Consider the following 23,905-nt stretch of genomic DNA (forward strand, 5'->3'; position numbering starts at 1 on the left):
AGTTGGCCATGCAGCAACCTTATAGAATCGCCACCATCAGCCAGTTTCATCAATTCAGAAAGCTAGCACCACCAAAGCATCCGTTAATAAGTATTATCAATGTTAGCGGGCCTACGCATCTGAATGACGACGAACCTAAACCACTGGTGTTTGAATTTTACGCCATTGCTTTAAAATCTGTGGCCAATGGTAAGATGAAGTATGGTCAGCAAACATTCGATTTTAACAGTGGGATGATGGGCTTCTCCTCACCTGGCCAGGTTTTCAGTATTGAAGTGGAAAACGGAGCGATATTAGAACAGTCGGGATGGCTTTTACTGGTCCATCCCGACTTCCTATGGCACACGCCGCTTGCAAGGAAGATCAAACAATACGAGTTCTTTAATTACTCGGTTAATGAAGCTTTGTTCGTGTCAGACCAAGAACGGACAATCATTGCTGGTATTTTGCAGAACATTGAACAGGAAAGCTATCAATCGATCGATAAGTTCACCCAGGAAATTATTATAGCACAATTGGAAACGCTGCTGGCCTACAGTGACCGGTTTTACCAGCGCCAGTTTATTACCAGGAAAATGGCTAACCATCAAATGCTCGATAAACTGGATGACCTTCTGGACGCCTGCTTCAGTGAAGATTCTCCGGTAGGAAACAAGCTGCCGACAGTAGTCTTTCTTGCCAAACAATTGAATGTATCGCCTCATTATCTATCGGGCCTCATACGTTCACTCACCGGCCTGAACACCCAGCAGTATATCCATTTAAAGCTGATAGACAAGGCCAAGGAACTACTTTCCACCACTCAGCTTTCCGTGAGCGAGATCGCTTATCTTTTAGGGTTTGAACAGATACAATCTTTTAGCAGGTTATTCAAGACAAAAACCAATACGTCTCCCATTGAGTTCAGGCGAAGTTTTAATGCATAGACAGGCACTCTCCCTGATCAGCTTACAATATTGAATCGCCATCTGGAAGTGGTCATGAACCACTCATATACAGCCACCTGCGATCCCATCAGTATCAAACCGTAAAAAACATCTTCAACAGGAATTGTCAGTAACCTCACCCCGATTATTTCATTGTTATTATACCAAACAACAGGCGCCTCCATCAAACTCCCTGTAAGGATACCGTTTATGATCAGGAAAGGTAACAGCATTGCTGCATAACATAGGTAAAAACGGCCGGCCCAGCTCTTATTCCTGGCGTATAAAATGAAAAATGTCAATAAAAGGAAGGTAGCGCCGGTATATTTATGCTGCAGGAATACAATAGAAGCTACCCCTCCGCCCACTATTAATCCCCACGATATATAAGCAGATGCAATCCCTGAGATAGACAGCCCGGGCCGCAGGGTGATAAGACAGTGATATGAAAACATGCATGCGTATGGTATACATACGAAGAATAAAACTTCTTCAAGGGGCAGGTTGAAAAAGTACACCCCGCAAAGGTAGTCCGGGTTAAAACCCCATACACGGGTTGCGGTAAAGAATATATCCCAGGAGATGAATGCAAGGCCCGACAATAACATAGCCGTTAATACAAATGGCCATTGTTTATAAAACCTTATCCGGGGATGAAACGTTGCAATAAATGGTACAGCTATCGCACTAATATCAATCGCCAGATACGTGTACTTCATTATTATTCTTTTTTAAAACCTCCCTCAAATATCTCATTGGAAAGAGCAACATTCCAAAGCATTCACCCTTATCTTTTCCCAGGTGCTTATGATGAATTTTATGAGCGCGCCTGAGCGCCTTAAAGTAAGGATGATTGCTATTCCTGAGCCATTTAAAACGCTGGTGTACAAATATGTCATGTACGAGGAAATATGTAAATCCATACGCCGTGATTCCCGAGGCCAGGCCTATTAAGGGATAACTTCTATGAACAGTGCCGAACAGGAAGAGTGCGATTCCCGGAAGGGCAAAGATCAGAAAGAAGGTATCATTTTTTTCCAGGAACTGGCCTTCAGGCTTACGGTGATGATCGCTATGAAGGAACCATAGCGGTCCGTGCATGATATATTTGTGCGTGAACCATGCAATGCCTTCCATTCCGGCGAAACCACCCAGCAACATGCATATCAGGATCAGATAATCGCTCATTGCTGCATCAGATTAAAGGGGAATAAAAGGGTTTGTAGCATAATCCTGATCTTATGTGTATTGGGCACTCTGATCCTTTCCGTCATAATACATTGGGCAGGTACACTTTTGATCTTTTTAAACAATACCTGGTAATACGTATATGCGAGGTACACACCCTTCCGCGAGCTAAGCGGCAATTTCATAATTCCGGGTAATGCAGCCTCGAAGTCTGTTGCTATTTCAGATTCTATGGCAAATTTATCCTTATTGCTAAAGTGTTCCAGGTTTACAAACGGGAAATAATGCCGGCCCAGTTCCTGGCTGTCTGATTTGACGTCCCGCAGAAAATTAACTTTCTGAAATGCCGCACCCAGCTTCATTGCCGGACCGCGTAGCTTACAATAAAGGTCATTATCACCTTCCGTAAACACTTTGAGGCACATCAGCCCAACCACTTCCGCACTACCCAGGATGTATTGTTCATATATACTTCTGGTGTAAAAATGCTGGTGGAGATCCATTTCCATACTATCAAGAAATGTGTCCACCAGCTCCTGTTCTATATTAAACGCATGATAAACTTTCTGAAAACTGTTTAAGATAGGGTTCAGACTGATCCTTTCTGCAATGGCCCTGTACGTTTCCTCGCGGAAATGCCGGAGCAAAGCCGCCTTGTCGTATGCATGAAATGAGTCCACTATTTCATCTGCAAAGCGTACAAACCCATAAATGGCATATATCGGCTCATGAAACTTTTTATCCAGCAAGCGGATACCAAGCGAAAACGACGTACTATATTCCTCGGTAGTTATTTTACTGCATAACGCACTTACCTTATCGAATAGCAACTTCATGACTGCAAGATTTTAGTCTTTAAAACGTGATTAGCGACCAGTTCTCCGGAAAGGATGGCAGGCGGTACTCCCGGACCGGGCACAGTAAGCTGACCGGTAAAAAACAGGTTATCAATCTTTTTATGGCGGATAGACGGTTTTAGAAAAGCCGTTTGTCCTAATGTATTAGCTAGTCCGTAAGCATTCCCTTTATAAGCATGATAATCGCTGATGAAATCACTGCAGGCATACGACCTGGAGTAGACAATATCGCTTTCAAAATTATCCCCACAGTAGCTTGCCGTCTCTGTCAATACCTGCTTCAGATACTTTTCCCTGATGGCCGGAGTATCTGCAAGGCCAGGAGCTGTGGGTATCAAATAAAAGAGGTTTTCCATACCCACAGGCGCAACAGCTGCATCTGTTTTTGAGGGACAACACAGGTAAAATAAGGGATGACTTGGCCAGGAGGGTTTATTATAAATAGCCTCAGCATGTTTGTCCAGATCATGCCCGAAAAAAAGGTTGTGATGATGCAGGCGAGGCACTTTTCGTTTGACCCCAATATAATAGATCAGGCATGAGGGAGCCATCACTCTCTTATTCCAATAATTTTCAGAGTAGTTGCTTTTGTTTGCAGGAAGTAATTGCCTGTCAGTATGATGATAATCGGCGCCGGATATAACAATATCTGCGCTTAAAAAACCCTTGTTTGTATTGGCGCCGGTAACCTTATTATCCACTACTTCCAATCCCTCTACCTCGGTATTCAGGCAAAAACTGACACCTGTTTCCACTGCCAGCCTTGAAAATGCATCTGACAAGCTTACCATTCCTCCCATAGGATACCAGGTACCCAACTTCATATCTGCATAGTTCATCATGCTGTACATAGCAGGTACTCTGCTTGCAGTGGCCCCTAGAAAGAGGATGGGAAATTCAAGGATACGAAGCAGGCGCTCGTCTTTAAAATAACGCCCGACATGAGTACGGAAAGATTGTAGCATGTCCATTTTAAGAAAAGACTGTAGCACTTCCAAACTGCAAAGCTCCTTGATATGAAGTCCGGGCCTGTTGACATAAGTCTTCATTGCAGTCCGGTATTTATATTCAGCTTCACGCATGAACGCCTCTAATTTCCTGCCCGCGCCTTTTTCCAGGCTTTCAAAAAGAGAACATATATCTGTAAATGCCGCCGGAAGTACTACCGATTCATCCTGCCGGAATATCATCTGGTAAGAAGGGTCCAGCCTGATCAATGAAAGATAGTCGCTGATACATCGTCCATGCCGTTTAAAAAAGGTTTCCGCCACTTCCGGCATCCAATACCAGCTGGGGCCCATGTCAAAGGTGAATCCCTGCTCAGTAAATGACCTGGCCCTTCCTCCTGCAGTGGCATGCTTTTCAGCCACCGTTACATCATATCCCTGGCTCGCCAGCGTAATTGCAGCAGCCAGACCTGCAAAGCCGGCACCGATCACTAATACGCTTTTACCACTGACTTGTTTCATCTTTTCACAAAACTATTAAACAAATATAGTGTTTAATCTTTTAACAATAACATTAAACAAAACTTTATTTTTGTGAACGCATGACCACAAGCAGGCATATCAGAATTGCCTAAAATACTTACCTTGGCAAACCAAACTGGCTGTATGACATCTGAAATGTATTCAATTAAGGACCTTGAAAACCTATCCGGGATCAAGGCACATACTATCAGAATCTGGGAGAAGAGATATGGGATCGTGCAACCAGGACGCACAGACACTAATATCCGTTATTATACTAACGAGGATCTGAAAAAACTGCTGAATATCAGCATGTTAACGCAACACGGATTTAAAATATCCGCTATAAGCCAGATGGCGGATGAGGAGATTGCCCAGAAAATAGCGGCACTATCTATTGTAAATCAACCGGATATATACGGCGAAAGCCTGCTTTTAAGCCTCATTGATCTGGACGAGCCATTGTTTAATAAAACTTTCCTGGAAATCGTGATGAGCGAGGGGTTTGAAAATGCGATCATCAGGTACATTTTCCCTTTTTTCCGGCGTATCGGGATTATGTGGCAGATAGGAACCATTACCCCTGCCCAGGAACATTTCATTTCCAACCTGATCAGAAACAAGATCATCGTCGCTACAGAACGGATAAACCGTTCGCCTGACCCGGCCCTGGGAACAGTCCTGCTGTTTCTGCCTGAAAATGAACTGCATGAGATTGGCCTGCTGTTCTACAATTATGTAATAAGGGCCAGAGGATTTAAGACCATATACCTGGGGCAGTCGGTTCCCCAGCAAAGCCTTGACCGTATTATGACGGCCCGCACTTTTTCCTTCATTGTTACCCACCTCACAAACCCTCTGCCTCAGGAAGATTTCATGAACTTCTGTCATCTGGTATGTGAAGCTGCTCCTGGCATTGACGTCTACTTTACCGGGCCTGTACCTGAAAATATACAAGGCAAACTTCCGAAAAACGCACTTCTGAAAAAGGACCTGCTCTCACTGCTTAAAATGGACATAGTATAAGCTGATGCAAGCCGGCGGTATACCAGGCAAAAAATTACTCCACTGTTTAGTTTTTTATTATTTTTGTTAGACAAAATAATGCAGCATACGCTGTAATTTTAAACAATTTGCTTTATTCGCTCGTTATAAAATCCATTGGAATGGCTAGATATAAATTATTGATCCTGGAAAAGGATAAAGATGATTTAATTATACTCAGCGAATTACTTCCCGATGATTCTTTTGAAATAATTGGCGTATTAAACGAATATCCCAAAGTTGAATTTCTCGCCCGTTCATCTGATATACCAGATGTAATAATTATGAATTTTAAGTTGTCTGCAAAACCATCCTGGGAACTGATAAAAGAAATCAGGGCCCATGAACAGCTTCGGGGCATTGTGATCATTGTCTTAAGCGTCATTAATCCAAAACTGATCATATATAATGGATTGCTGTCCCAGGCAGATGCCGTCATCTTAAAACCTTTTAAATACAAGGACTTCGCGCCGTTTGTGAAGAAGATTAAAACAATTGTCGTTGACAAGCTAAATCACCATGACAAGCAAACGTATAGTCAATAAAGGTATACATACCAGCTCTCCGCGCGCCCCTGGGCTCTGCAATTCTTCCTCAAATTGTAACCGCTCATTCCCCAATGTGTGACAGACCATTATAAACTAGCCTCCGAAACATGCAATCATCTGATTGCTATTCATTTAAGCTATAATATCCGTACTACATCCACTTACCCCCTCTGCAATTAAAAACAAGCTTCTGCTGTGATTCCCAATGATTAGTGAACGGCCTGCTACCTAATTATCATGTTGGTATTTAAATTCCTCAGATCTGCCGTCGTAATATCAGGACTTCTCATTCCATCATCCTGATTATCATTTTACTAACATAACACAAGGTAACCCACAACCCAATAACCGGCACCTACGGCATGCTTATTGGCTAAAATGTCAATGCTTTTATTTCCACTATGCATTCTATCTGTAAACATTAATTAAACCTATGCTACAACAACTTGCAAATTTGCCAGACAATGAGCTCATGGCCAGAGCAAGAAAACTGAAAGATGAGGAAGCAGCAGGAATTTTACTTGAGAGATACAGCCATTTGCTGGCAACAGTTTCCTTACCATCTCTGAATAGTTACGGTAATACACCGGATGAATTTTTCCCGTCACTTTTACAACGGCTTTTTTATAGCCTTCAAACACAGACTATTCCCAAAATTGGAGAATGGATGCAATTCTTCATAAAGTCGCAGGGCAGCAGATCTGTAAAGAACACATTCTATTTTCCGTCGTCAGCGTCGAGCGATATAACCCGCCTTGAATATAAAGTGGAGAAAGCTAACAGCAACCTCCTGCAAAAACAACAGCTAAGCTCAACCATGCAAGCGGCCTTCGACCGGCTGGATGCAGACGACAGGGATCTGTTAAACGAGTTTTACATTGAACAGAAAACGTTTGCAGAAATAGCGGCAGAACAAGGATACACCATTGAAGATGTGCGGATTTCACTGAAACGGTGCAAACAGGAATTAGCGTCTCTGATATTGGCAAACCTGGAATATGTAAAATCTTCCAAACATGGGCAGCACATTCATCCGGGTTATACAACACCAGCAGAAAACCTGGAATATGCCCAATCCGGCGAGCAAGAGCAAGAACAAGATTTAAATCTAGGATATGCAAAATTTGGAAAACAAGGACAAGATATTAAAGATCTTCAGCAGGGTTCATTGTTTTAACAAAGACCAGCTGCCACGTTATGTAGACGGACGTTTAACACATGTTGAAAAGCACCTGCTGGAACAACACCTTGTAAATTGCGAACTCTGTAGTAATGCAGTAGAAATTCTCCAAAAGCCTAAATTCAAAACGCAATACCAGCCCATGGGGCTAAGGATTCAGCAATATATTCGTAACAGTACTCATATAGCACCGGTGTATGAGGCAGAACGTTACCAGCGGAAAGTGCAAAACAATGAAAGCATTTTGACTTACTTCTGGAGCGCTGTGGCAACTGCGCTTGTAATTGGCTGCTTTTACATGATCCGGCAGCAGGTAAAAAAAGAAAACTTACAAAATACCGTTGCCAAAACAGGAGAACTTAGCATCCCTGTTACCAATCCTGCGCCCGATCTTAAGCAAGCAGTCAATAATGCGCCTTCCGGTTCAGCCAGCCTCGCTATCAATACCGCCACTTCTCTGCCTGCGGGCAACGAAGCAACAGCCGTAAAAGCGGTGTTTATAGATACCAGCAAAACAGAGACGGAACCCGGCATCATTGACGGCGAAACTCCTGATCCTGATAAGTTTCGCTATAAAACCGCCATGACTTATTACCACCAGGGCAATCTTGATGAAGCAATGACCCGGTTCACACAGCTCGCCGCCGATTCAGTCAGCCGTTATAGAGAATTAGCTCATTATCAGCTTGCCATGTGCTTTAAATATAAACGACAGAAAGCTAAAGCACGGCATATACTTAAAACATTAGTGAATATGAATGGCCGTATGAAAAGAAAAGCACAATTAGCCTTGAACAAATTGTCTGTTTAAGCCCCGCTAAAAGGGATAGTTGCAAAGCTATCCCTCTTTATCTTATACAGTTGTACATGCACTCCTTCAATAACAGCCGGTTTTCAGTCCCTGAATGCATTACTGTATATCTTAAAATTGCCTTTTTCGCGAGATCCCGCCGCCTGTTGTTACAGATCTCCGCTTGTCAAAGCCCGTTCTCACACCAGCAATAGCATTGAATATCAATACACACCACTGTAGGTTGTCAAATTACAACCGCAAGTAGCGTAATTACAACTAACAGGTGTTACGCTTTTGCTGATTGTGGGAATGAACCGGAATATCTTTGCCGTATCACAAAAACAAAAACAGTACAAATGGATACCAGGATAATCGGCGGCAAAATTGCCCAGGCTAGAAAGAAAGTAAATATGTCCCAGGCACAACTCGCTCAACTGCTGTTTGTAAGTCCACAGGCAGTTGGAAAATGGGAACGCGGAGAATCAATCCCCGACATCATTACATTTAACCGGCTGGCAGAAATTGCAGGCCTTGATCTTAATTATTTTTCCGAAAACTTTCACTCTACAGACGAGGAGATGACTGTCAAGATGCCCGCCACCGTTATTGATAGGGAGCAGGCGCAACAGGAGTTAAGCAGCACCTCAGGGGCACAACAGCTACTCGCCAACTTCAGCGGGAGCGACCTGGCTAAGAGTGACTTTGCAGGCCTTACCGCCCATAAAATGAAATTTAATGGCTGCTCCCTGCAGGGCGCTGACTTTTCCGGTGCCGATATCAGCGGCAGTTCATTTGCGGCCAGCGATGCTCATGAAGTCAATTTCGACGGAACAAATCTGACAGATTGTACCCTGACTGCCGTTAACCTTACCGACGCCAGCTTCAACAAGACCATTCTCCTACGCACTGAATTCAGCGCATCCGAGTTGACCCGCGCAAAGTTTACCGATGCAAAACTGATTGACGCAAAGCTGGTCAAGACGGATCTTAGAAACACCATCTTTGAAAACTGCGCCTTTAACGGCGTGGACTTTAATTATTCCGATCTGAGGGCATTATGTCTGGACGGGCAGACCTTTACCGGTGTCAAGTTTCACAACACAGCCTTAAACGATACCACCTTTAATGGCGCAACACTCAAAAATGTCTCCTTCCGCTCCACATTCGCTTTAACTAATAAATACTACCGGGCCATCAAAACCATCCGCTTTGACGGTGCGATGATGGATAAACTGACCTTTGCTGCACTCAAGGGCATGGGAGCCGATCTGTCAAAGGTCACAATCATATAACGAGGAAAATATATGGAAAACAAGCCTTTCAAGTGACTGAACGCCTGAAATCCCATATTGCGAAAGGTGTGGATCTCCTTTCTGAAAAGGACAGTAATGTCCTTTTTGGGCTTGTACATATGGAAGACTTAAATTTGCACAACGTTGAAGACAATAGCAAAATGTTAATATAAAACAAGTAATGTGTTGATGAACGTTTCAGATTTTATTATAAATGACAAAGAACAAGTATCACTCAACGATGTCTTATTAAGTCATGACAACAGGACCGGCATTGAGCAGCTTATAAAAGAGCACTTATACATAGAAGAACTGCATAAGTTTGGACTTCCTGTAAATAATAAATTATTACTACATGGTAGTTCCGGTTGTGGTAAAACAACAACGGCCAAGGCAATTGCAAAAGCATTAAACAGAACATTACTGATATTGGATCTGAGTAGTATTGTGTCTGCCCGCATCGGAGAAACCTCACAGAACATCAAACAGGTTTTCGACAAAGCGATCAGGGAAAGAGCTGTATTGTTCCTGGACGAATTTGACCAGGTCGCTAAAGCGCGTGGCAATGACGACAAAGACGTTGGTGAAATGCGGCGATTGGTGAACACCCTTATACAGCTTATCGATTATTTCCCTGAAAAAGCTTTGCTGGTCGCAGCCACTAACCATGCACACATTATAGACAAAGCACTGCTAAGACGATTTCAACTGCAAATAACGTTCGATATGCCTGGCGAAACGGAACTGGATAAATATTATGACAGGCTGTTAAATAAATTCCCGCATGATATGCAGAATATTAAACGCCGGTATAATATATCCTACGCAGAAGCGAAAGATGACGCATACACACAGATAAAAGCAACACTGCTGGCGAACCTGGAGAATAAATTAAACATGCCTGCATAATACATTACTTGCCGGAAGCTTCCGATATTTTCATGCCCCGGTCGCGAGCCTGCCTGCGACCGGGGCATGGCATGTAAGTCCTGCGGTCCAAAAACTTTGTGCAGGAACAATTTGCCTGCAACTATTTAGCCTTTATCTACAATATCTCTCACCATCTGCCTGATCCTGAGACTGACCTGGTTACTTTTCTTACCCGAGGTCCGTGTGAAGATAATTCCAACAAGATGATGCCTGGTATCCTGCCAGGGATGCGTACCAAACAACCCCGGGCTGCTGCTTTCCTGTACATGACCGCTGGCGTCAACAACATCAAGCCAGTTACCTATTCCATATCTTACGACGCTCAAAGGATAAGTTGCAAACGGATTTGCAGGATAGGGCGTACTCCGGATAACTGCATTGTTCGTCTGATCTTTCATCATCTGATCAATGGCCTGCGTGCTTAACACCTGCCTGCCATTAAAACGCCCCTTATTCTCCAACATTTCCAGGAAATTCAGGTAATCATTCGCTGTCGTATGTACTCCGCCGGCAATTAAAGGGTTCAATATATTCGTCGTCGAGTATACTGCGTTCATCTCACAAGGTTTCCCGATCTTTTCATTAAACAGCACCTGCCAGGATTTACCTGAAACAATTTCAGCGATCCTCCCGGCTATCTGCATGCTGGTACTACCATAGCTGAAGGCCGCACCCGGAGTATTCGCCAGTGGTGTATAAACAGCAATAGAATCCACCGCCTGGGCAAGGGTCAAATTACGTCTGTATTCATATTTATTGCGCAGATTAGTGGCATTCTCATCTCCTGCAAAACCCGCAGTGTGAGAAAACAACTGCCTGATGGTGATACCTCCTTTGCCATATTGTGAGAAAACCGGTAAAAACCGGCCGACGCTATCGTCCAACACCAATTTCCTGTCATCCACCAGGGACATGATCACAGCGGCCGACAACCACTTGGAGGCAGAAGCTATGGGGAAATTAGTATTGGCAGTCATGTTGATTTCCTTATGATAGATCAGTTCTCCATTCCGCGAAATAAGCACAACTATATGATTGTTATACACACCCAGGTTATCCTCAATATAGCGGTCAACAGCCGAAAAATCGTATTTGCCGCCGGAAGCGGGCGGCCGGGCCGTATCATCAGCACTACAAGCCAGTAATACAATTACAGTCAACATTGTAAGTAAAAAAAACCTTTTCATGGTTGCTCAGCTATTTAATTGTTACGTCGGTTTTCCTTTAATTCCTGCCGCATCTCTTCTTTAAATTTTTCATACTGGCTGAACTGTTCATCATTCAGCACGGCCTCCATTTGCCTGTCCTTCTCGGAATTCAGGGATTTGAATTGTTTAAGCTTAGCCAATTTACCAGAAGAGGACCTTTTCACGTTTGCAAGACCTATCAGGTAACTGGAATCTATTGCCCTTACTTTTTGCGCCTGGTCTGCCGATAAATTCAGCTTCGATTTATATTCCTGGAATCGTTCCTTCAAGGCCTCCTTTTGTTCTTCGGTAAGACGCGACTGTGCTTTTAATGTAAAGCCGATACTCATCATTAGGATGAATATGAAAATTTTTCTGTTCATGACATTGTTGGTTTTAATAATTCTGATGATAAGACGTATCAAATAAGCGTTTGTTAGCATTGAACCGGTTAAACGAACAAATTGCACCCCGAAACGTCATATTGCAGGGGTGAAATATAGTTGTCTCATCATTTGTTCACCGCCCCTTAAATGTAGCCTAAGCCATCAGATATAGCAAACATTATCCATATAACGGGTTAACACAGAACAAAAATCGGGTGAAACGCGTCTATTTATATGATCATAATCATACTTAATAGGCAACAATGATGACAATATTCACAAGATACATTGATCCACATCATATATAAACAACATAACCACCCCGACTTTTGTAGAGTGAAGTTCACCAAAAATCTTTCCTTTATGAAACTAAAACTTTTCTGTATTGCCTGTTGTGCAATGGTCGTGGCGCTCTTTAGCTGCGGGACCTCGGAACAAAAATCGTCTTCAGATGAAACGGCTCAAACTTCCCCGGCGGAGCCAGCTCCTGCTCCATCTCCGGCACCCGCGGGAGATCCAAAAGGCGTTGGAAAATTTACGAATGTTCAATTAACACATCCCCTGGATGAAAAGATGATCGCTGCAGGCCAGCAGACCTACGATGTCAAATGTGCCTCCTGCCACAAGACTACCAATGAGAAACTGGTAGGTCCCGGCTGGAAAGGAGTTACTGACCGGAGAACACCCGAATGGATCATGAATTTCATCACCAATACCGATGAAATGTTAAACAAAGACGCCGAAGCGCAGGCCATGCTGGAAGTCTGCATGGTCAGAATGCCAAACCAGAACTTAAAAGATGAAGATGCGCGTGCCATCCTTGAATTCATGCGCAAAACAGATGGTAAGAACTAATTGAATCCTCTTTCCAATTATATAAATAAATTTTATGAAAAGGCTTTCTTTTCTCGTGATTTGCTGTGCCGTTTTAGGCGGTATGCAAAGTTGTAAAATGAAGAATACGGAATCTGCCGTAAGTGGCGATGCTGCTTCCAAAGTATATGTAGCGCCCGGCAAGTATGATGAGTTTTACAACTTCGTCTCCGGCGGTTTTAACGGTCAGGTATCGGTGTATGGCCTTCCTTCCGGAAGATTACTTAAAGTGATCCCCGTATTTTCGCTGAACCCGGAGAACGGGTATGGATATAGTGAGGAAACCAAAGAAATGTTGAAAACAACTGCCGGTTATGTTCCCTGGGATGATCAGCATCACCTGGAGCTGTCGCAGACAAACGGTGAACATGATGGCCGCTGGCTGTTCGCGAATGCTAACAATACTCCCCGCATTGCCCGTATCGATCTATCCACCTTTAAAACAATGGAGATCCTCGAAATCCCTAACAGCGCAGGTAACCACTCTTCTCCTTTCATCACTGAAAATACAGAATATGTAGTGGCCGGTACCCGTTTTGCCGTACCTATGGGCAACGAAGATGTTCCTATCAATTCATTTAAACAGAACTTCAAAAGTACCGCCACCTTCGTACGTGTAGATAAAAATACCGGCAACATGGATATCGCCTTCCAGATCATGCTGCCAGGTATGAACCTTGACCTGAGTCATGCAGGTAAAGGCCCGTCTCACGACTGGTTCTTCTTCTCTACCTATAACACCGAACAGGCAAACACATTGCTGGAAGTGAATGCTTCACAAAAAGATAAGGACTTCATCGTAGCGGTGAACTGGAAAAAAGCAGAAGAATATGCCAATGCCGGGAAAGGTAAAAAAGTACCTGCAGGATACATACACAACACCTTTGACGAGCACACACAAAACACTACTTCCGCATTGCAGAAAGAGGTGCTGGTGCTTGATCCCAAAGATTGTCCTGACATGCTATATATGATACCCTGCCCTAAGTCTCCACATGGATGCGACATAGATCCTACAGGCGAATACATCGTAGGTAGCGGTAAACTGGCTGCATTGATCCCTGTATTCTCCTTCAACAAACTCCAGTCTGCCATTCAGAATAAGAAATTTGAAGGCGACTACTACGGCATTCCTGTAGTGAAATATGAGGAAGCGCTCTACGGTGAAGTGAAAAAACCAGGCTTAGGCCCTTTACACACAGAGTTTGATGCAGAAGGTAATGCATATACCTCCTTCTTCATTTCATCTGAAGTGGTTAAATGGAATATTAAAGACCTTAAAGTGATTGACAGATCACCTACCTTTTACTCTGTGGGTCACCTGATGGTACCGGGTGGTGATACCAAAAAACCTTATGGTAAATACCTCGTTGCTTACAACAAGATCACTAAAGACCGCTTCCTGCCAACAGGTCCGGAACTGGCACAGTCTGCACAGCTCTATTCCATTGAAGGCGATAAATTAAAGCTGCTGCTTGACTTCCCAACCTTTGGCGAACCACACTATGCACAGGCACTGCCTGCCCAGAAAATAAAAGACAAGAGTGCGAAGTTCTACGACATCATGCAGAACAAGCATCCGTTCATATCATTGGGTGAAAAGAATGCAAAGGTTATCCGCCAGGGCAACAGGGTCGATATCTATATGACAGCTATCAGGTCCCACCTGACTCCGGACAATATCGAAGGAGTCTTTGTTGGTGATGAGATCTACTTCCATGTAACCAATCTCGAACAGGATTGGGATGTTCCGCATGGCTTTGCTATTAAGAATAATGCCAATGCCGAGTTACTGATTATGCCGGGCGAGACTTCTACACTGAAATTTGTTCCTGATAAACAAGGCATCTATCCATTTTATTGTACCGACTTCTGTTCTGCGCTGCATCAGGAAATGCAGGGTTACCTGAGAGTTTCTGCCAAAGGCAGCAATGTACCGCTGAAATATGGTACGAATGCCACAGATACAGCAGCTGTTCTTACCGCACAGAAATAAACCTGTTCCTTTACTAATGGCAGTACCCCTGGTACTGCCATTGCTATCTTTTGAAGCATGAAAAAATTAACCACATTCGGGAAAGCAAGTATCATCCTGGTCATTATCTTTCTCGCTTCCCTATGGATATTCCCTATGTGGCAGATCGACCTGCGGGCGCCACAATACCCCGGAGGTCTCTCAATGAAGATCTGGATCAATAATATTACCGGCGATGTGGATATCATTAATGGCCTGAACCACTATATCGGAATGAAGACCATTCACAAAGCCGACTTCCGGGAATTCGTCTATCTGCCGGTAGCCATACTGTCTTTCATGGGGCTCGGAGTAGCAGTACTACTGCTCAACCGGAAAGTCAGCTACTACCTTTGGACCGCTATCTTCCTGGTGCTGGGGTTGGTATCATTCTATGACTTTTACAAATGGGAATACGACTACGGGCACAACCTGAATCCGGATGCTCCCATAAAGGTGCCCGGCATGGTGTACCAACCGCCACTTTTGGGGTATAAGAAGATGTTGAACTTCGAGGCGCTGTCTCAACCACATATCGGCGGATGGTGTTTCATTTTTGCCGGTGTCCTGCTCGTAGCAGGCAGTTATTATGAATGGAAAAAAAACACACGACCATGAACAAATTATTCTTTCTCGCTACAATCTTCTCAATGCTGTTCTTTGCCTCCTGCAAACGCAGCTTTCAGCCGATCGACTACGGAAAAGAATCCTGTGCCCACTGCAAAATGGTTATCATGGACAAAAAATTTGCCTGTGAAATCGTAGATAAAAAGGGGAAAGCATACAAATTTGATGACCTGATCTGCATGAGAAAGTTCACCAGCGAGCAGTCATTGCAGGAAAATGAGCTGCTGATTTTTGTCGCCGCATTTAACGATCCGGGCAAATTCATTGACGCCAAAAAAGCGATCCTTCTAAAAGCAGATGCATTCAGAACTCCGATGAGCGGGGGGCTCGTTGCCGTTGAAACAGCGGAAGCAGCGGCTGACATTCAACAATCAGTGGAACACGCCGAGAAAACGGCATGGCACGATCTAAAATAACCATCATGTCGCCTTACAAGCTGATCATATTACTACTTATATTCCTGCCCGGAGTAATCCGGGCAAAATCCGTAAAAGTATACCCCGGCAGGAATAGTTTTCAAAAAGCTATTGATGCTGCTAAACAGAATGATACACTTTTACTGCAGCCAGGCTTATATAAAGAACACGACATTCTTATCAATAAAAAGCTCGTGATCATTGGTATAGGCTATCCTATAGTTGACGGGGAACATAAATCCCAGATCATCTTTATTACGGCCGATTCGGTCATACTACAAGGCATCCAGGTACAGAACACAGGCCGTTCCAGCATGACAGACATGGCGGCCATAAGAGTGCAGAATGCCAATCACGTTGTTGTTCGTAGTAACAGGGCCTTCAATAATACATATGGCATCTATCTACAAAATGCCGGTTTCACTACTGTACAGCACAATACCATCCAGGCCAGCTCAGTAGATGAACTGAACAGTGGTAACGGTATCCATGCCTGGAAATGCCATGACCTGCAGATTGCAGGCAATGACATTTCCGGACATCGTGATGGTATCTACTTTGAATTCGTTACCTCTTCCGTTATCACAGCGAATGTCTCGCACAACAATGTCCGTTATGGACTACATTTCATGTTCTCTCATAATGATACCTATACCAGTAACCGCTTTTCCGACAATGGCTCAGGTGTGGCGGTTATGTATTCCAGGGGAGTAACGATGACCGGCAATATCTTCCTGCACAACTGGGGTGACGCCGCTTATGCCATTCTATTAAAAGAAATTTCAGATAGTAAGATCAATCATAACCAGTTCCTAAAGAATACTGTCGGCCTCTATATGGAAAGCACGACCAAAATTGCTGTGAGCGAAAACCAGTTCAGTGAAAACGGCTGGGGCATTAAAGTGATGGCAAGTTGCTCGGGAAGTGATTTTACGAAGAATAATTTCATGGGCAACTCTTTTGATGTTGCCACGAACGGCACTACCATGTTGAATCACTTTAGTGAAAACTTCTGGGACAAATATGATGGTTATGACCTCGATAAAGATGGGATCGGCGATGTTCCCTACTATCCTGTAAGCGTCTATTCGGTTGTTTCCGAACGTGTACCAACAGCAATGATCCTGTACAGGAGTTTCCTGACAGGCATCATGGACCAGGTTGAAAAAGTAATGCCAAGCATTATACCAGACCAGCTCAAAGATGATACTCCAAGAATGAAAAAGTGGAAACTATGATTAAGATAGAACATCTCACCAAATCCTTCGGCAAATTTGCTGCATTGAAAGATATCAATGTTCATATGCGCCAGGGGCAGGCCATTTCCCTGCTTGGGCCGAACGGATCTGGTAAAACGACCCTGATAAAATCCATTCTCGGCCTTGTAATTCCCGAGAAAGGCAATATCACCATTGATGGCCAGTCGGTGAAAAGCGACTGGTCCTACCGCTCACAGATCGGATATATGCCGCAGATCGGGCATTATCCTGACAATATGACCATAGACCAGGTATTTGCCCTGATCAGGGAAATGAGGAAAGACATGCAGCAATATGATGAAGAACTGATCTATGGGTTCCAGTTGAATAAACTCGGCAACAAGACGATGCGTAGTCTGTCAGGTGGAACAAGACAGAAAGTGAGCGCATCACTTGCCTTCCTTTTTTCTCCCAATGTATACATTCTTGACGAACCCACAGCTGGCCTTGACCCGGTTTCAAGTGAGCTGCTAAAGGAAAAGATCCTGAAGGAGCGGGAGGCAGGCAAGCTCATACTGATCACATCACATGTACTGAGTGATCTGGAAGGAATAGCCAGCCATATTATCTATCTGCAGGATGGCGAGCTCCTTTTTTACAGAACCATCGAAGAGCTTCAGGAAGTGACAGGCGAAGAAAAACTAAACAGGGTCATTGCGCATATCATGAAGAATGAATCACGCGTTGCTAAAACCATACAAAGATGAAGACAATTATTAAATATGTGCTGCTCGATCTGATGCGGAATAAGGTGATACTATTTTATACGATCATCTTAGCCGTACTTGCAGTGAGCGTGTTAGGTATTGACGATAATCCAACCAAGGGACTATTAAGCCTGCTGAATATCACCCTGCTGTTCGTACCGCTTATTACCATCCTGTTCTCTACCATTTACTTTTTCAACGCAATAGAATTCACAGAACTACTACTATCCCAACCCATCAAGCGGAAGAAGGTTATTCTGGCAGAATATTCAGCCCTCACATTATCTTTATCTGCGGCCTACGCTGTAGGAATTGGCATTCCGCTGTTATTGCTTGTATCCGGTATTGAATCATTCATCCTTACACTGGTTGGCATCCTGCTCACCTGCGTATTTTCTTCCCTGGCCCTCCTGATCTTTGTAAAATGCAGAGACAAAACAAAAGGTATCGGTATAGCCATTGCTACCGCATTATTTTTTACACTGCTGTTTGACGGGTTTCTGCTGGCATTTATATATTCATTCAGCGATTATCCTATAGACGAGGCGGTGGTAGGTATTATTGCATTCAATCCTATTGATCTTGGAAGGGTACTGATGTTGCTACATTTGGATGTGGCGGTACTGATGGGGTATTCCGGCGCACTGTTTAAGAAGTTCCTGGGCTCAGCCACCGGCAGCATTTTCTCTATTGCCTGTATCTTATTGTGGATAATAGTCCCCTTATTACTTTCTGTCAGGATATTTAACAGGAAGGATCTTTAAGCGACCATCCCTGTCAATGACAGGGATACGCTGATACAGGTTCCGCCTGTTCTGAACGGCCATCAACAAGGCTCCCAGGAACAGGCAAACGGCAGCGATCAGCAAAAGCCAGTTCAGTATTGAACTACTCATCATCAGCATATATCCAAGCCCCTGGGAAAAAAGTACCAGTTCGTTCAGGACAATGCCTGTTACAAATGTCCATAATGCAATTCCGCCTGGTATACTGTACCGGAACAACCCCTTCTCTATGCAATAGGCAAGGATGAACAATGAAACAAAGCCCAGTAATACGAGGTGTAAGAAACCTATCACTACTGGCCGGTTTGAAAAGGCGAGCATACCAAGTGAGGGTATAATGGTCAGCGCCTGAAAGAGCATTTTGCATATAAAAGCGAGCATTGCAATCCCGCCAATCTTTTTAGTAAGTGGCTTCATGGACCGTATACCTGACATTAAACCGGGAAACATAAACAGGAAACAGGTGAGTGTAACTACCAGCAAAATACTCCCTGCAAAAGCAATTATTTGAAAGAGATGGCTGACATCATGCCAGAGATAACAAAGAAACATAGCAGGCAACACAGAGGAAGTCAAAGACCATGTAAACCACTTTGTATACCTGTTCTCTATCCTGAGCTGGTGTAACATCAGCGCGAAGACAGACAAAGAAAAGAAACCACAGTATTGCAGGTGCAGGTAACTATATATTGCATCCCTGTACAAATAGGTTTGCTGCGATTTTGTAGCCATCAGGAATGCCAGGGTAAAAGCCCCTGCCGAAGAAAGGGACATATATATAACAGCGCTGATAGCAAGTACCTTCACAGCGCTGCTTAGGGCGGACTTCCGGATATCTTTAATAAAAACCGCCGTAAATGCATAAGAAGAAAAAATAAATAGCGTCGAAAATAAAATGCTGTAGAAGCCATATCCCTGAAATGGGAAAGTGAACAGCATGCCATAGGAGTTGATCAGAATTGCAGCCAGCATCCATCTGTATACCGCTTTTCCCGCCCGTTCAGGAGGTAAAATGACATATGCCATCAACGACAGCAGAGCCACCGTAATCCAGCCTCCAAAGGCAAAATGCGAGTGGGCATGCAGCAGGTATTTGAAATCGAGGATGGGAATATTGAAAAGGATCTTACTGCGCAATATCAATCCCAATAGAGCAACCACTGCCAGATTTGCCAAAGCTATTTGTATCCAGGATGACAGGGAAATATTTGCTACTCGCCGGTGAAGGCCACTTGTTATCCGCCACCACCAATTGGTTTCCCGGCCCGCGGATAACGGCGCCAGCTGCTCATTGCTCGTTCCTGACTTCCTTGATTCCATAGCAATATCAAAAGTAGTAAAGTTGTCAATAAAAGACAAATTTATCCTTTTTTATCCGTACTTTCATTTGCTTTGCGTAAGTCTAACTGCGGCTCTCCTTTCTGACTTCCGGTTTAGTATATATCCACCACCTTCCAATATCGCTCAACAGCGGCCCTGTTCTGTTTTCCAAAATTTGAAGTTAAGCCCGGCCTTCATTATTTTGTAGCCATATTTAAACACTCCCTTCCCTATGACATCTCTTAAAATGATTGAAAAGGTCTTTAATACAACGCTTCCTAAGTCCTTTACCGAATCCTGGGAAGGATTGTTGGAAACCAGGCTGTGTAAATTAAGGGCATACAATTTCGGGGAATTCTACATACTGAATGAGGCTGCCATTACAGCCCTGAATACCAGGAAGGAACCTGGCATTACACTCAGCAATGAACTGGAGACCGTACGCAAATTTATTGAGGAACGGCCCCTTATACGTGACTATGTTCCTATTGCTGTAGAAAGTCTGTACAGTTATTTTTATTGTTTCATTGGCTTTAAAAAAACCAGGGGAATCATTGAAGATGATAGCGTATACTGTGTAACTTCCTTCGTAGACAGCTCCCCGGAAGTATTCAACTTTAAAAAAATTGCGTCGAAGTATACTGACATATTCGGCGATGAGCGTTATGCTGAGCTGGCCGCTCACTTTCACGCAACCGACAGCCTGCTGACTACCAGGGCAACGGATCATTTATATAGCCACCTTTTTGAAAGGTATACTTTTATTGATAGCTATCTGGATTTCATCGCCAAACGATTAAATAGTCTGTTCAGCATATTTGACGATATAAAGTTCTTTGATGAAGGAGGGCATACTTTATACTGTGAATCAGGAGGAATAAAGTCAGTCGTTTTTGATACCGGCGATAAGGTAATGCAACGTATTGAAAACACTGAAGTAGGAGTACCGGTTCCTCAAACGGTACTATTCGATAATCTGAAACGTGTCCTGGCCGACAAACTGGGGCCATATACATTATACATATTCAGTTGGTGGTTCTTTTCCGAAGATGTCGCCGCTACCGGGTTTGGTCTGTCCAGGAACAATGATCTTGGTCCTTTGCTTGATCAATATGGCATGACGTTAACGCGTTTTTAAGATAACAGAAGGTGTATCAAGGGGTCTGATACACCTTCTGTTTATCTGGATACGCAGTAGAAGCTTATCAGTGAGCTACCACTAATTTCTGCGTTACACTGTTTCCCTGCTGTTCCACCTTCAGGAAATATAATCCTGAATGCAGATCATCTACCGGTAAACTCGCCTGGCCCCTTTCGATATTGATCATCCGCTGGCCGGCAGCCACTCCGTTCACATTGAGGATTGTCACCAGGCCGCTCCCTTTCCATCCGTTTCCGAACTTCAGGATGGCGGTATTAACGGCAGGCTGCGGATATACCTGCAACAAGCCTGATAACCGGCTTTCATCTACCACTGTTGGCAGCACATACGCTGCTTCGCCTGGCAGCCTCAGCGCACTGTTCACACTGATTGTATCACTGATGATAATATCTTCTATATAGGTTTTAAAATTACCGGTTTCTACACCATGGTCATATGCGATCATGATACGGTCAATCGTTTTTCCATTCAGCCAGTTACCAATATTACAGAAGATGCGGCGCCAGTTATTTGTCACTCCGTGGCCGGCGCCGGGATGCATGGAGGTCCCGTTCTGGTCAGTAGCACCTATGTCGCGCAGGGTAGTACCGTCTGTCATGACCAGGTCTACCGTTACATAACGGGACAGGTTATTGGTAGGATAGGTCCAGAAGCTCAGTTTGGTAGCGGCATTCACCGGGATGTTCACATCAAATGCCCGGAAGTAATAATAGGAGCTGGCGGCAGAATTGTCTGTACCGCTTACACGTATGGATGAAGGGCCGGTGTGACTGGTTTCGCCGCTTACCACGCCACATAATGGAGCACTGACATTCTGTGGTACAGAACTTGGGTCGGCGCTGTTGGTCCAGCTTAGCATAGCATCATAACCAGATTCCACGCTGGTACGGAACCAGAGGGGCGCCACGGCGTATGGAATGGGCACATTCGTGGTGAGTGGCTGCGTGCCCTTCAGCACTTGTGTGGCCCTTCCGGCAAGACGCAGGTAAAAGTCGGACCCGATATAGGTACCATCTGCGCTGCTGGTCAGGAAATATTGGTTGTTAGGCACAGCGAAGTAGCTGTCGGCCATTTTCATAATGTTGGTGCCTTCATCATATTCATCAAACATGGCAATATAAGCCGTGTTCATTCCCAGGTTTTTGATATTATATAGCTGACGCCAGAAGAACTCACCCTTATTACGGGGAATTTCATTCACCGGACCGCCATTCCAGTTACTCCATGCAAAACCGGAGAAGATCACAGGCTGATAGTCAATGTTGTGTGAATTACAGTAAGCCAGGTCGGGCGCAAGCTGGTTATTTTTGAAATTGTCCGCACCAGCAAGATCTTTGAAACGACCTACTGACCATGGAGAGATCATGTTGAACGCATCATATACTGCAGTATAGCCGGCATAAGAATCATCAGTACCGCTAAGCCAGTGAGTAGGTACGCCCCCGATTACATAATACCCTTTCCCTTTCAGCCAGTTAATAATAGCCAGGCTGTTGCCCGGAGCATTTGTACGGCCGGTAAGGCCAAACCCCCAGATACAGATCACTGGTTTACCATTCTGGTGCGCATAATAAGGTGAGTTGACCACCTGCAGGTCATTCTCTATATGTAGCCAGTCGCTCTTAAAATACGCCGTATCATCTGCGCTCATATCGTACATGATGTAAAAGATGCGCTGATATTTCTCAGCCGCACGACGCAGACGGGTAGTGACGCTGTCGCGGTTAGTTCTGAATACGCCATCGCGGGTCTCCCCCAGGAAACGTTGGAGGGCCGCACCATCAATGCCATTGTCCTGCATCCATTTGAAATGGCGGTCTATCACGTCCGGAAACCAGGACGAGAACAACTTCGAAGGCTGCCCGTTGTTCAGGTTGCCTAGCGCTGTCTGGAACAGCTGGCCGGCGGCGTATTCCGTAACATCGGGATAGGCCTCAAAAGTAACAGCTCCGGGAGCAGGTGAGCCATTGTTGGTCTGGTACTGTCCGGCCGACCAATGCCGCCAGCGGGCCACCGGCGAGCCATCTCCGAAGGCGTTAAACCAGGCCTGGTACCCGCAGATCACCTTGCCTGTAACAGATTGGGCGGCAGGCGCCACCTGGGCTGATAAAAATAAAGGGCTGCAGCACGGAGCTGCGATCAATAGGATTTGTAACAATATTTTCCGCATACAAGTGGAATTTGGTTCGCTACAATTTAACAGGCAGGATCTTAATAAAGGGATTAATAATCCGCTTAATCAGGAACTAAGTTCAAAAATATTTTCTAAACCGAATGATTATTCGTTTATATTTGCAGTATGAGAGTTAAAGATGAAAATAAGGAGCTGACCATCCGGGAAAAAGCGATCGAGATGATTGTAAAAGAAGGATTTGATGGTCTTAGTATGCAGAAATTGGCAAAAGAGGCCAATATCTCTGCCTCAACTATTTACATCTACTTCAAAAATCGCGAAGACCTGCTGAACCAGCTTTATTTAAGTGTATGGGAAAAATTTGAAAGGGATGCCCTGACCGGTTTTTCGGCCGACATGTCATTTGAGGAAGGGCTATGGTTACAATGGAAGAACCGTTTTAAAAACATTTGCCAGAACCCTCTGGAATATCAGTTTTCAGAGCAATTCCGTAATTCTCCCCTTATTAATCACAAAGACATAAAACCAAGTGTTTTCAGAAAGGTAATGAACGACTTTGTGGATAACGCCGTTAAGAAAGGAGAGCTGGTAGATGTACCGGCTGAACAATACTGGGCGGTTGCTTATGGTCCGTTTTACACGCTGGTGAAATTTCATTTTGAGAACACGATGGCCGGTAAACCCTTTACGCTGACAGAACAGAAGCTGAAACAGCTATTCAGGTTAGTAATAAAATCCCTGCGTCCATAAAAAAATTTTCCTTCATAAAAGAACGAACATTCATTTATTATTAACATCAATCTTAGAG

24 protein-coding genes are annotated in these 23,905 nt (G+C 44.2%); 16 read left to right on the forward strand and 8 right to left on the reverse strand.

The window, feature by feature from the left end:
• Positions 1–8 precede the first annotated feature (8 nt).
• Positions 9–926: a helix-turn-helix domain-containing protein gene (locus MYF79_RS01480; protein WP_247812223.1), complete on the forward strand. Its 918-nt coding sequence runs from the start codon at positions 9–11 to the stop codon at positions 924–926.
• Positions 927–943: 17 nt separating this feature from the next.
• Here MYF79_RS01480 and MYF79_RS01485 read toward each other — a convergent pair whose 3' ends face one another.
• From MYF79_RS01485 to MYF79_RS01500, 4 genes are read right to left on the reverse strand one after another with little or no spacing between them, the layout of a single operon-like run.
• A complete protein-coding gene (locus MYF79_RS01485) occupies positions 944–1,645 on the reverse strand; it encodes a lycopene cyclase domain-containing protein (RefSeq protein WP_247812224.1) in 702 nt (233 codons plus the stop codon).
• The gene (locus MYF79_RS01490) at positions 1,620–2,114 is read right to left on the reverse strand and encodes a sterol desaturase family protein (protein WP_247812225.1); all 495 of its coding nucleotides are present in this window, start codon (positions 2,112–2,114) and stop codon (positions 1,620–1,622) included. Before MYF79_RS01490 ends, MYF79_RS01485 begins: the two co-directional genes overlap by 26 nt.
• Positions 2,111–2,950 carry a phytoene/squalene synthase family protein gene (locus tag MYF79_RS01495; RefSeq protein ID WP_247812226.1) on the reverse strand — a complete coding sequence of 280 codons (840 nt, stop codon included), beginning with the start codon at positions 2,948–2,950 and terminating at the stop codon, positions 2,111–2,113. Before MYF79_RS01495 ends, MYF79_RS01490 begins: the two co-directional genes overlap by 4 nt.
• Positions 2,947–4,440 (reverse strand): phytoene desaturase family protein, encoded by a 1,494-nt coding sequence (locus tag MYF79_RS01500; RefSeq protein WP_247812227.1) that lies wholly within the window; start codon positions 4,438–4,440, stop codon positions 2,947–2,949. The genes MYF79_RS01495 and MYF79_RS01500 overlap by 4 nt, the downstream gene beginning before the upstream one ends.
• Positions 4,441–4,584: 144 nt before the next feature.
• Between MYF79_RS01500 and MYF79_RS01505 the strand changes: the two genes are divergently transcribed.
• The 6 genes from MYF79_RS01505 (at position 4,585) to MYF79_RS01530 (ending at position 10,206) form a co-directional block, all read left to right on the forward strand.
• Entirely contained in the window at positions 4,585–5,466 is an 882-nt protein-coding gene (locus MYF79_RS01505) for a MerR family transcriptional regulator (protein ID WP_247812228.1), read from the forward strand.
• Between the two features lie 140 nt (positions 5,467–5,606).
• Positions 5,607–6,029, forward strand: a complete 423-nt coding sequence (locus MYF79_RS01510; RefSeq protein WP_247812229.1) for a response regulator — start codon at positions 5,607–5,609, stop codon at positions 6,027–6,029.
• 436 nt (positions 6,030–6,465) lie between these two features.
• Entirely contained in the window at positions 6,466–7,209 is a 744-nt protein-coding gene (locus tag MYF79_RS01515) for a hypothetical protein (RefSeq protein WP_247812230.1), read from the forward strand.
• Complete coding sequence (locus MYF79_RS01520; RefSeq protein WP_247812231.1) at positions 7,148–8,023, forward strand: zf-HC2 domain-containing protein; 876 nt, start codon at positions 7,148–7,150, stop codon at positions 8,021–8,023. Before MYF79_RS01515 ends, MYF79_RS01520 begins: the two co-directional genes overlap by 62 nt.
• 338 nt (positions 8,024–8,361) lie before the next feature.
• The gene (locus MYF79_RS01525; RefSeq protein WP_247812232.1) at positions 8,362–9,297 is read left to right on the forward strand and encodes a pentapeptide repeat-containing protein; all 936 of its coding nucleotides are present in this window, start codon (positions 8,362–8,364) and stop codon (positions 9,295–9,297) included.
• A 189-nt stretch (positions 9,298–9,486) separates the two neighbouring features.
• A complete protein-coding gene (locus MYF79_RS01530; RefSeq protein WP_247812233.1) occupies positions 9,487–10,206 on the forward strand; it encodes an AAA family ATPase in 720 nt (239 codons plus the stop codon).
• 125 nt (positions 10,207–10,331) lie between these two features.
• On the opposite strand, the gene MYF79_RS01535 is transcribed toward MYF79_RS01530, so the two are convergent.
• Entirely contained in the window at positions 10,332–11,414 is a 1,083-nt protein-coding gene (locus MYF79_RS01535; RefSeq protein ID WP_247812234.1) for a serine hydrolase domain-containing protein, read from the reverse strand.
• A gap of 14 nt (positions 11,415–11,428) precedes the next feature.
• Positions 11,429–11,797 (reverse strand): hypothetical protein, encoded by a 369-nt coding sequence (locus MYF79_RS01540; RefSeq protein WP_247812235.1) that lies wholly within the window; start codon positions 11,795–11,797, stop codon positions 11,429–11,431.
• A 366-nt stretch (positions 11,798–12,163) separates the two neighbouring features.
• Here MYF79_RS01540 and MYF79_RS01545 point away from each other — a divergent pair, with 366 nt between their 5' ends.
• The 7 genes from MYF79_RS01545 (at position 12,164) to MYF79_RS01575 (ending at position 18,460) form a co-directional block, all read left to right on the forward strand.
• The gene (locus tag MYF79_RS01545; RefSeq protein WP_247812236.1) at positions 12,164–12,655 is read left to right on the forward strand and encodes a c-type cytochrome; all 492 of its coding nucleotides are present in this window, start codon (positions 12,164–12,166) and stop codon (positions 12,653–12,655) included.
• A gap of 97 nt (positions 12,656–12,752) precedes the next feature.
• Positions 12,753–14,669 carry a Sec-dependent nitrous-oxide reductase gene (nosZ, locus tag MYF79_RS01550; protein WP_247812237.1) on the forward strand — a complete coding sequence of 639 codons (1,917 nt, stop codon included), beginning with the start codon at positions 12,753–12,755 and terminating at the stop codon, positions 14,667–14,669.
• Between the two features lie 57 nt (positions 14,670–14,726).
• Positions 14,727–15,305: a hypothetical protein gene (locus MYF79_RS01555; protein WP_247812238.1), complete on the forward strand. Its 579-nt coding sequence runs from the start codon at positions 14,727–14,729 to the stop codon at positions 15,303–15,305.
• Positions 15,302–15,730, forward strand: coding sequence for a nitrous oxide reductase accessory protein NosL (locus tag MYF79_RS01560; RefSeq protein ID WP_247812239.1), 429 nt, complete (start codon positions 15,302–15,304; stop codon positions 15,728–15,730). Before MYF79_RS01555 ends, MYF79_RS01560 begins: the two co-directional genes overlap by 4 nt.
• A 5-nt stretch (positions 15,731–15,735) precedes the next feature.
• A complete protein-coding gene (gene nosD / locus MYF79_RS01565; protein WP_247812240.1) occupies positions 15,736–16,968 on the forward strand; it encodes a nitrous oxide reductase family maturation protein NosD in 1,233 nt (410 codons plus the stop codon).
• Positions 16,965–17,696: an ABC transporter ATP-binding protein gene (locus MYF79_RS01570; RefSeq protein ID WP_247812241.1), complete on the forward strand. Its 732-nt coding sequence runs from the start codon at positions 16,965–16,967 to the stop codon at positions 17,694–17,696. Before nosD ends, MYF79_RS01570 begins: the two co-directional genes overlap by 4 nt.
• Positions 17,693–18,460, forward strand: coding sequence for an ABC transporter permease subunit (locus MYF79_RS01575; protein WP_247812242.1), 768 nt, complete (start codon positions 17,693–17,695; stop codon positions 18,458–18,460). Before MYF79_RS01570 ends, MYF79_RS01575 begins: the two co-directional genes overlap by 4 nt.
• On the opposite strand, the gene MYF79_RS01580 is transcribed toward MYF79_RS01575, so the two are convergent.
• Complete coding sequence (locus tag MYF79_RS01580; RefSeq protein WP_247812243.1) at positions 18,422–19,840, reverse strand: hypothetical protein; 1,419 nt, start codon at positions 19,838–19,840, stop codon at positions 18,422–18,424. The two genes, MYF79_RS01575 and MYF79_RS01580, sit on opposite strands and share 39 nt — an antisense overlap.
• A 193-nt stretch (positions 19,841–20,033) precedes the next feature.
• Between MYF79_RS01580 and MYF79_RS01585 the strand changes: the two genes are divergently transcribed.
• Positions 20,034–20,939 carry a hypothetical protein gene (locus tag MYF79_RS01585; protein ID WP_247812244.1) on the forward strand — a complete coding sequence of 302 codons (906 nt, stop codon included), beginning with the start codon at positions 20,034–20,036 and terminating at the stop codon, positions 20,937–20,939.
• Positions 20,940–21,006: 67 nt separating this feature from the next.
• Here the strand turns inward: MYF79_RS01585 and MYF79_RS01590 are convergent, their stop codons facing one another.
• Positions 21,007–23,133 carry a T9SS type A sorting domain-containing protein gene (locus tag MYF79_RS01590; protein WP_247812245.1) on the reverse strand — a complete coding sequence of 709 codons (2,127 nt, stop codon included), beginning with the start codon at positions 23,131–23,133 and terminating at the stop codon, positions 21,007–21,009.
• 129 nt (positions 23,134–23,262) lie between these two features.
• On the opposite strand from MYF79_RS01590, the gene MYF79_RS01595 reads away from it, so the two are divergent.
• The gene (locus MYF79_RS01595; protein WP_247812246.1) at positions 23,263–23,847 is read left to right on the forward strand and encodes a TetR/AcrR family transcriptional regulator; all 585 of its coding nucleotides are present in this window, start codon (positions 23,263–23,265) and stop codon (positions 23,845–23,847) included.
• The last annotated feature ends 58 nt before the right edge of the window (positions 23,848–23,905 follow it).

This window comes from Chitinophaga filiformis (genome assembly GCF_023100805.1).
In the GTDB taxonomy this organism is placed as follows: Bacteria; Bacteroidota; Bacteroidia; order Chitinophagales; family Chitinophagaceae; genus Chitinophaga; species Chitinophaga filiformis_B.

Coding starts and splice junctions, on each gene's coding strand:
- MYF79_RS01480 (WP_247812223.1), top strand. CDS start 9: ATGCAGCAACCTTATAGAATCGCCACCATCAGCCAGTTTCATCAATTC.
- MYF79_RS01485 (WP_247812224.1), bottom strand. CDS start 1,645: ATGAAGTACACGTATCTGGCGATTGATATTAGTGCGATAGCTGTACCA.
- MYF79_RS01490 (WP_247812225.1), bottom strand. CDS start 2,114: ATGAGCGATTATCTGATCCTGATATGCATGTTGCTGGGTGGTTTCGCC.
- MYF79_RS01495 (WP_247812226.1), bottom strand. CDS start 2,950: ATGAAGTTGCTATTCGATAAGGTAAGTGCGTTATGCAGTAAAATAACT.
- MYF79_RS01500 (WP_247812227.1), bottom strand. CDS start 4,440: ATGAAACAAGTCAGTGGTAAAAGCGTATTAGTGATCGGTGCCGGCTTT.
- MYF79_RS01505 (WP_247812228.1), top strand. CDS start 4,585: ATGACATCTGAAATGTATTCAATTAAGGACCTTGAAAACCTATCCGGG.
- MYF79_RS01510 (WP_247812229.1), top strand. CDS start 5,607: ATGGCTAGATATAAATTATTGATCCTGGAAAAGGATAAAGATGATTTA.
- MYF79_RS01515 (WP_247812230.1), top strand. CDS start 6,466: ATGCTACAACAACTTGCAAATTTGCCAGACAATGAGCTCATGGCCAGA.
- MYF79_RS01520 (WP_247812231.1), top strand. CDS start 7,148: ATGCAAAATTTGGAAAACAAGGACAAGATATTAAAGATCTTCAGCAGG.
- MYF79_RS01525 (WP_247812232.1), top strand. CDS start 8,362: ATGGATACCAGGATAATCGGCGGCAAAATTGCCCAGGCTAGAAAGAAA.
- MYF79_RS01530 (WP_247812233.1), top strand. CDS start 9,487: ATGAACGTTTCAGATTTTATTATAAATGACAAAGAACAAGTATCACTC.
- MYF79_RS01535 (WP_247812234.1), bottom strand. CDS start 11,414: ATGAAAAGGTTTTTTTTACTTACAATGTTGACTGTAATTGTATTACTG.
- MYF79_RS01540 (WP_247812235.1), bottom strand. CDS start 11,797: ATGAACAGAAAAATTTTCATATTCATCCTAATGATGAGTATCGGCTTT.
- MYF79_RS01545 (WP_247812236.1), top strand. CDS start 12,164: ATGAAACTAAAACTTTTCTGTATTGCCTGTTGTGCAATGGTCGTGGCG.
- nosZ (WP_247812237.1), top strand. CDS start 12,753: ATGAAGAATACGGAATCTGCCGTAAGTGGCGATGCTGCTTCCAAAGTA.
- MYF79_RS01555 (WP_247812238.1), top strand. CDS start 14,727: ATGAAAAAATTAACCACATTCGGGAAAGCAAGTATCATCCTGGTCATT.
- MYF79_RS01560 (WP_247812239.1), top strand. CDS start 15,302: ATGAACAAATTATTCTTTCTCGCTACAATCTTCTCAATGCTGTTCTTT.
- nosD (WP_247812240.1), top strand. CDS start 15,736: ATGTCGCCTTACAAGCTGATCATATTACTACTTATATTCCTGCCCGGA.
- MYF79_RS01570 (WP_247812241.1), top strand. CDS start 16,965: ATGATTAAGATAGAACATCTCACCAAATCCTTCGGCAAATTTGCTGCA.
- MYF79_RS01575 (WP_247812242.1), top strand. CDS start 17,693: ATGAAGACAATTATTAAATATGTGCTGCTCGATCTGATGCGGAATAAG.
- MYF79_RS01585 (WP_247812244.1), top strand. CDS start 20,034: ATGACATCTCTTAAAATGATTGAAAAGGTCTTTAATACAACGCTTCCT.
- MYF79_RS01590 (WP_247812245.1), bottom strand. CDS start 23,133: ATGCGGAAAATATTGTTACAAATCCTATTGATCGCAGCTCCGTGCTGC.
- MYF79_RS01595 (WP_247812246.1), top strand. CDS start 23,263: ATGAGAGTTAAAGATGAAAATAAGGAGCTGACCATCCGGGAAAAAGCG.